The 6,350-nt window shown below is 70.9% G+C and carries 6 protein-coding genes; 2 read left to right on the top strand and 4 right to left on the bottom strand.

From position 1 onward, the window contains the following. The coding region (locus FRW57_RS15565) for a class III extradiol ring-cleavage dioxygenase family protein (RefSeq protein ID WP_238999452.1) at positions 1–639 on the top strand (639 nt) is incomplete at its 5' end. A gap of 18 nt (positions 640–657) precedes the next feature. Further along, positions 658–999 (top strand): antibiotic biosynthesis monooxygenase family protein, encoded by a 342-nt coding sequence (locus tag FRW57_RS15560; RefSeq protein ID WP_203230354.1) that lies wholly within the window; start codon positions 658–660, stop codon positions 997–999. A 73-nt stretch (positions 1,000–1,072) separates the two neighbouring features. Here FRW57_RS15560 and FRW57_RS15555 read toward each other — a convergent pair whose 3' ends face one another. The 4 genes from FRW57_RS15555 to FRW57_RS15540 all read right to left on the bottom strand — a co-directional run bounded on the left by FRW57_RS15555 (position 1,073) and on the right by FRW57_RS15540 (position 6,251). After that, positions 1,073–1,930: a class I SAM-dependent methyltransferase gene (locus tag FRW57_RS15555; RefSeq protein ID WP_152186419.1), complete on the bottom strand. Its 858-nt coding sequence runs from the start codon at positions 1,928–1,930 to the stop codon at positions 1,073–1,075. A gap of 95 nt (positions 1,931–2,025) precedes the next feature. Next, positions 2,026–2,577 carry an MOSC domain-containing protein gene (locus FRW57_RS15550; protein ID WP_420853261.1) on the bottom strand — a complete coding sequence of 184 codons (552 nt, stop codon included), beginning with the start codon at positions 2,575–2,577 and terminating at the stop codon, positions 2,026–2,028. 82 nt (positions 2,578–2,659) lie between these two features. Then, entirely contained in the window at positions 2,660–5,374 is a 2,715-nt protein-coding gene (gene ppdK, locus FRW57_RS15545) for a pyruvate, phosphate dikinase (RefSeq protein WP_152186418.1), read from the bottom strand. A gap of 16 nt (positions 5,375–5,390) precedes the next feature. Further along, entirely contained in the window at positions 5,391–6,251 is an 861-nt protein-coding gene (locus FRW57_RS15540) for a pyruvate, water dikinase regulatory protein (RefSeq protein ID WP_152186417.1), read from the bottom strand. Between the last annotated feature and the right edge of the window lie 99 nt (positions 6,252–6,350).

Below are 6,350 nucleotides of genomic sequence, written 5' to 3'. Positions count from 1 at the left end.
CCCCTCGGCAGGCTCGTCGTCGTGGGTCTGGCGGCCGAGGACGTCGAGGCCGGCTCGCGGTCGCACGACCTGGCCGGAGCGCTCACGGACGACTCCTTCGGACCACGCCTCGAGCTCGCCGCGCTGCCAGGAGCGCTGATGCCATCCAGCGCTCCCGGGCTGCCGACCGACGGCGTGCCGACGCCGTTGCTGGTGGCCCGCCGCCTCACCTCTGACGTCGCCCGCGAACATCCCGGGACCGCGGCGCTCTGGAGGGAGACACTGTGGATCACCCTGACTCCTGAGTCGGTCGAGGACTACGCACGCAGCCTGGTGCTCGACGACGCACCCATCGGCCTCGTCGTCGTCGCGGACGGGGCCGCCTGTCACGGGCCCAAGGCGCCACGGGCCGAGGACGTCCGCGCCGAGAGCTATGACGACGACGTATGTCGAGCGCTCACCTCGGCCGACCCGGCCGACTTCGCGGCGCTGGACCGGGGCCTCGGCCGTGAGCTCACCGCTGAGGGCGCCGAGCTGTGGCCGTTGCTCGCGGCGGCGGCACGGGACGGGCACCGGAGTGGCAGCGGATGGCGTGCCGAGCTCGGGTGGCGGGGAGCGCCATACGGTGTCGGGTGGTTCGTGGCCACCTGGCTGCGCTGATCTCGTAGGCTGGTGGCCGTGGAGCTTCCCTTCGCCCAGACGCCCGAACCGCCATACGTCGCAGTGATCTTCACCTCGACGCGCACTGACGGTGACCAGGGCTACGCGGCCATGGCGGAGCGGATGGACCAACTGGCCAGTGAGCAGCCCGGCTATCTCGGGATCGAGTCGGTCCGCGACGGACTCGGCATCACGGTCTCCTACTGGCAGGACGAGGACGCGGCTCGAGCATGGAAGCAGGTCGGCGCGCACCTGATCGCGCAGGCTCGCGGGCGCGAGATCTGGTATGCCGACTACCGCGTTCGCGTCGCGACCGTCACCCGCGACTACGGCATGCCTCGCGTCGACGCCGAGGGCTGAGTCCCCGGGGGCGGTGAGCCGCCGGCAGAATCGCCACACCCGAGGAGCTCGCGGCCGGCACGCGCTCTCGAAGCTAGCGCCGCGTGACCGCCTGGAGCGTGTAGGTCGCGGCGAGCCGCTCGGGGTCCTCGACCAGACGGTACTCCTGCACCGCAGGTCGACCGCCGGCCGCGGGCAGGACGTCGACCAGTTCCATCATCCCCGGCAACGCGTCCCACGGCACCGTGTCGTGCTCCAGCAGCCCGGTGAGCTCCAAACCCTCGTCCAGCAACGCGGTCACGATCTCGCCGAGGCCGTGGTTCCACTCGTGCGTCACCGTGTTGGCGAAGCGGTGCTCGGTCTCGACGTAGGTCGCGTCCTCGTCCCACACCAACGGCTCGGCCCGTTCGAAGTAGGGGAACGCGACTCGCACCGCTCGTGTCTCGTCGGGCACATCCAGGGCCCAGAGCATCGGGTGGCCCTCACGCAGGTGCAACCGCCCGCCGGGCCGAAGCAGAGCCGCCACCACCTGCGCCCAACGCCGGATGTCGGGCAGCCAGCACAGCGCGCCCACCCCGGTGTAGACGACGTCGAACTGGCGGTCGCCGAGAGCCTCCGGCGCGGTGTAGACGTCGCTCTCGACATAGTCGATCGGCGCACCGGCCGCCTCGGCGAGGGTGCGCCCCTCGCGGATCGAGGCGGGCGAGAAGTCGACGCCGGTGACTCGGCCGCCGAGCCGGTGCAGCGAGAGGGTGTCGGTGCCGATGTGGCACTGTAGGTGCACCACGTCCAGGCCGTGGAGATCGCCGAGTCTGGCGGCGTCGAACGCCACCACGTCGGACAGGCGCCCGGGGTCGGCCAGCAGGGCCTCGATCGAGTAGCCCGGTGAGGCCGCGTGCACCGCGGCACGCTCGTCCCAGTTGGCTCGGTTGAGGTGGAGGTAGTCGGTCACTGCGGCAGCCTAGGCCAGCGGGGCCGGGCGGGTCGTTGTCAGGCAGGGCCGAGCGCGCTCGCCACCATTCCCGCTGCGTTCGTCCGCGGCCCGGCTCAGACCGGCTGCAACGGGAGGTGGTGACCGGCGGGCAGCTCGACGTCGATCGGGTCGCCCGACCGCACCTCCCCGCCCTCGACCACCACCGCCATGACACCGGCCTTGCGGACCAGGCGGCCGCGCTCATCCCGATCGAGGACCGCCTTCATCAGGCCCGGCCGGAAGTCATCGAGCTGGGTGCACGGGTTGCGCAGCCCGGTCACCTCGAGGATGCCCTCGCCGAGGTGCAAGCGGGTGCTGCGGGGAAGGGACAGGAGATCGAGACCCCGTGTGGTCACGTTCTCACCCATCTGGCCGGGCTCGACCTCGAAGCCGGACGCCACGAGCTCGTCGTGCAGCTCGGCGTGGATCAGGTGCACCTGCCGCAGGTTCGGCTCGGTAGGGTCGCGGCGGACCCGCGACCGGTGCTGCACCGTGGCACCGGCGTGGGCGTCTCCCTCGACGCCGAGCCCAGGGACCAGCCGGATGGCCGTCGTGGTCGGTTTGCCGAACCGGTGTCGGCCATCTCGTGCCACCGCCACGACCACGCCCTGCTCCCGGAGGATCACGCAGGCGATCTTGCCATCCCGGGCGGGACCCGGCGTGAGTGCCTCCGTAGCTCTGCGTGGGCCACCCGACAAGGCGCTCGCGTCAGGCCTGGGACTTCTCCTCGTTCTCGCCGTCGAGGATGGCCCGGGCCGCGGCGAACCGGGCGATCGGCACCCGGTAGGGCGAGCACGAGACGTAGTCGAGGCCGATCTCGTTGAACAGGGCGATTGAGGCGGGGTCACCGCCGTGCTCACCGCACACACCGACCTTGAGGTGTTCCTTGACCGACCGCCCGCGCTCGGTGCCGAGTCGCACCAAACCGCCGACGCCGTCCTGGTCGATCGAGCTGAACGGGTTGCCCGGCACGATGTCGTCGTCGACGTAGGCCGCGAGGAAGGCGCCCTCCGCGTCGTCGCGGGAGATGCCGATGCCGGTCTGCGTCAGGTCGTTGGTGCCGAAGCTGAAGAAGTCGGCGTGCTCGGCGATCTGGTCTGCGCACACCGCCGCCCGCGGCAGCTCGATCATGGTGCCGACGGTGTAGTCGAGCTGGTCGCCGGAGCCGGACAGCTCGTCGGCCACGGTCTCGTCGATCAGGTCGCGCATCCGCTGCAGCTCCTGGGCGAACGCCACGAGCGGGACCATGATCTCGACCTTCGGGTCACCGCCCTTCTCCCTGACCGCGAGCGCCGCCCGCACGATGGCGCGCACCTGCATCTCCGGGATCTCGGGATACATCAGCGCGAGCCGGACGCCGCGGGTGCCGAGCATCGGGTTCTGTTCGGTCAGCTTGTGGATCCGGCCCAGCAGGTGCTGCGCCTCCTTGAGCTCCGACTGCTTGCCGCCCTCGATCTCCAGACGCTGGACCAGCAGAGCCTGGTCGACCAGGTTGGGCAGGAACTCGTGCAGCGGCGGGTCGAGCAGCCGGACGGTGACCGGCAGCCCGGACATCGCCTCGAAGATCTCCTCGAAGTCGGACTGCTGCATCGGCAGGATCTCGGCCAACGCGGACGCACGGGCGTCCTCGTCCTCGGCCAGGATCATCCGCTGCACCGCCGGCAGTCGCTCCTCGTTCATGAACATGTGCTCGGTCCGGCACAGTCCGATCCCCTCGGCACCGAACTCCCGCGCCCGCTTGGCGTCCTCGCCGGTGTCGGCGTTGGCCCGCACGCCGAGCCGCCGGATCTCGTCGGCCCAGCCGACGATGGTCTGGAAGTCCTCGTTGATCTGCGGGGGCACCAGCTCGAGCGCGCCCTCGAAGACCTCGCCGGTCGAGCCGTCGAGCGTGATGGTGTCGCCGTCGCGCAGCACGGTGGAGCCGATGGTGAGGGTCTTCGCGTCGGTGTCGATCTTGATCTCCGAGGCTCCCGCCACGCACGGCTTGCCCATGCCGCGGGCGACCACGGCGGCGTGCGACGTCATACCGCCGTGCGCGGTGAGCACGCCCTGGGCCGCGATGACCCCGGCGATGTCGTCCGGCGCCGTCTCCCACCGCACGAGCACGACCGCGTCGCCCGCCTTGCCGCGACGTTCCGCCGTGTCGGCGTCGAAGACCACCTCGCCGACCGCGGCGCCGGGAGAGGCGTTGAGGCCCTTGGTCAGCGGGGTCGCGCCGTGCTCGGGGTCGATCGCCGGGTGCAGCAGCTGGTCGAGCTGGGCGGGCTCGACCCGGCGCAGCGCCTCGCGCTGGTCGATGACCCCCTCGTCGACGAGCGCGCGGGCCACCTTGAAGGCCGCGGACGCGGTGCGCTTGCCGTTGCGCGTCTGCAGCAGGTAGAGCTTCTCCTCCTCCACGGTGAACTCGATGTCCTGCATGTCGCCGTAGTGCTCCTCGAGCTTGCGCATCGTCTCGATCAGCTCGTGGTAGGCGTCCGGCAGCACCTGCTCCATCTCCTTCAGGGGGCGCGGTGTGCGGATCCCCGCAACCACGTCCTCGCCCTGCGCGTTGGTGAGGAACTCGCCATACAGCTCCTTCTCACCGGTGGCCGGGTTGCGTGTGAAACACACTCCGGTTGCTGAGGTCTCGCCTCGGTTGCCGAAGACCATCTGCATCACGTTGACGGCGGTGCCGAGGTCCGCGGAGATGTTGTTGGCGCGGCGGTAGACGTCCGCGCGGGGGTTGAGCCAGGAGCGGAAGACGGCGTCGACCGAGCGCCGCAGCTGCTCGCGCGGGTCGGTCGGCAGCTCCTCGCCCATGTGCTCGCGCGACAGGTCCTTGAAGGTCGCGACGAGCCCCTTGAGGTCATCGGCGGTCAGCTCGGTGTCCTGGGTGACGCCGCGCTGGTGCTTGAGCGCGACGAGCGCGTCGTCGTAGACGTGCGCCGGCACCTGCTCGACCACCTCGCCATACATCTGGATGAACCGGCGGTAGGCGTCCCAGGCGAAACGCGGGCTGTCGGCCTCGCGGCCGAGCGCCTCGACCGACTCGTCGCTGATGCCGAGGTTGAGGATCGTGTCCATCATGCCGGGCATCGACACGACGGCGCCCGAGCGGACCGAGACCAGCAGCGGGTTCTCAGCGGCGCCGAGCACCCGGCCGGTGCGCTCCTCCAGACGCGCGAGGGCTGCCTGTATGTCGTCCCACAGGCTCGCGGGCCACTCGCCGTCGTGCTTGGTCGCCTCGATGCAGGCGGCGGTGGTCACCGTGAAGCCGTCGGGCACCGGGATGCCGATCTTGGTCATCTCGGCCACGTTGGCGCCCTTGCCACCGAGCAACGGCTTCATCGAGGCGTCGCCCTCGGAGAGGTCGTAGATGTACTTCGCGTCCTCGGCGGCGCTCGCGTCGTGTGCGGACGGCTCGGCGGCGGGGCTGGTGCTCATCGGTTCTCCTCGGGTTTCACGGTGTGGCCCAGGTGTTGCCTGATGCGGCTCGGCGACGATCGTCGACGAGGTCTATCACCCGCCCTGCGGCTTCCTCCAGGGCGAGGGAGGTGGTGTCGATCACGGGGCAGCCGAGGCGCTTGTGGATCGCCCCGACCTCCTCGAGCTCGTCGTAGATGCGGTTGAGCTCGGCATAGCCGTCCCGTCCGCGCGCCCTCCCGCCGAGCGCCCGCACCCGGCGGCCACGGATCGTGGCCAGCCGTTGCGGGTCGATCGTCAGGGCGACGATCTTCCACCGAGGCACCTCGAACAGGCCCGGCGGTGGGGCGATCCCGCGCACCAGCGGGACGTTGGCGGTCTTGTAGCCGAGGTAGCCGAGGTACATCGACAGCGGCGTCTTGCCGGTGCGCGACACCCCGATCAGCACGATGTCCGCGTCGCGCAGACCCTCGGGGAACTGCCCGTCGTCGTTCTTGACGGCGTATTCCATCGCCGCGATCCGCTTGAAGTAGTCGGGATCGGTGCCGACCGGGCGGGCCGGGACGCGTTCGGCCACGTCACCGCTGGCCTGTTCGAGCGCGGTGATGGCCGGGGCGAGCAGGTCGGCGTGCGCGACGCCGCGGCTCTCGCACATCTCGGTGACCAGCGCCCGCAGCCCGTCGTCGACGAGGGTGGAGAAGATGGCGACGCCCTTGCCGCCGTCGCCGTTGATGCTCTCGAAGACGGCGCGCAGGCCGTCGGCGGTGGCGATGCGCGGGTGTCGCATGATTCGCGTCGGGTGCTGGACGAACTGGGCCTGGGCGGCGCGCGCGACCCGGGCAGCGGTGTCGCCGGTGGAGTCCGCGATGACGTGGATCTCGATCGGTGCCGACGACATACGGCACAGGTTAGCGGGGCGGGGGCGAGGCGGCGCCCCGGGCGGCGGATCGTGCCCAGGGCGCCTTCGCGCGCACCGTCGGTATGACGGCCGGCCGGC

The organism is Segeticoccus rhizosphaerae (assembly GCF_009192725.1).
GTDB lineage: Bacteria > Actinomycetota > Actinomycetes > Actinomycetales > Dermatophilaceae > Segeticoccus > Segeticoccus rhizosphaerae.
Note: the sequence above shows the minus strand (reverse complement) of the source record. Positions and strands in the feature narration are given on the sequence as shown.

Coding starts and splice junctions, on each gene's coding strand:
- FRW57_RS15540 (WP_152186417.1), bottom strand. CDS start 6,251: ATGTCGTCGGCACCGATCGAGATCCACGTCATCGCGGACTCCACCGGC.
- ppdK (WP_152186418.1), bottom strand. CDS start 5,374: ATGAGCACCAGCCCCGCCGCCGAGCCGTCCGCACACGACGCGAGCGCC.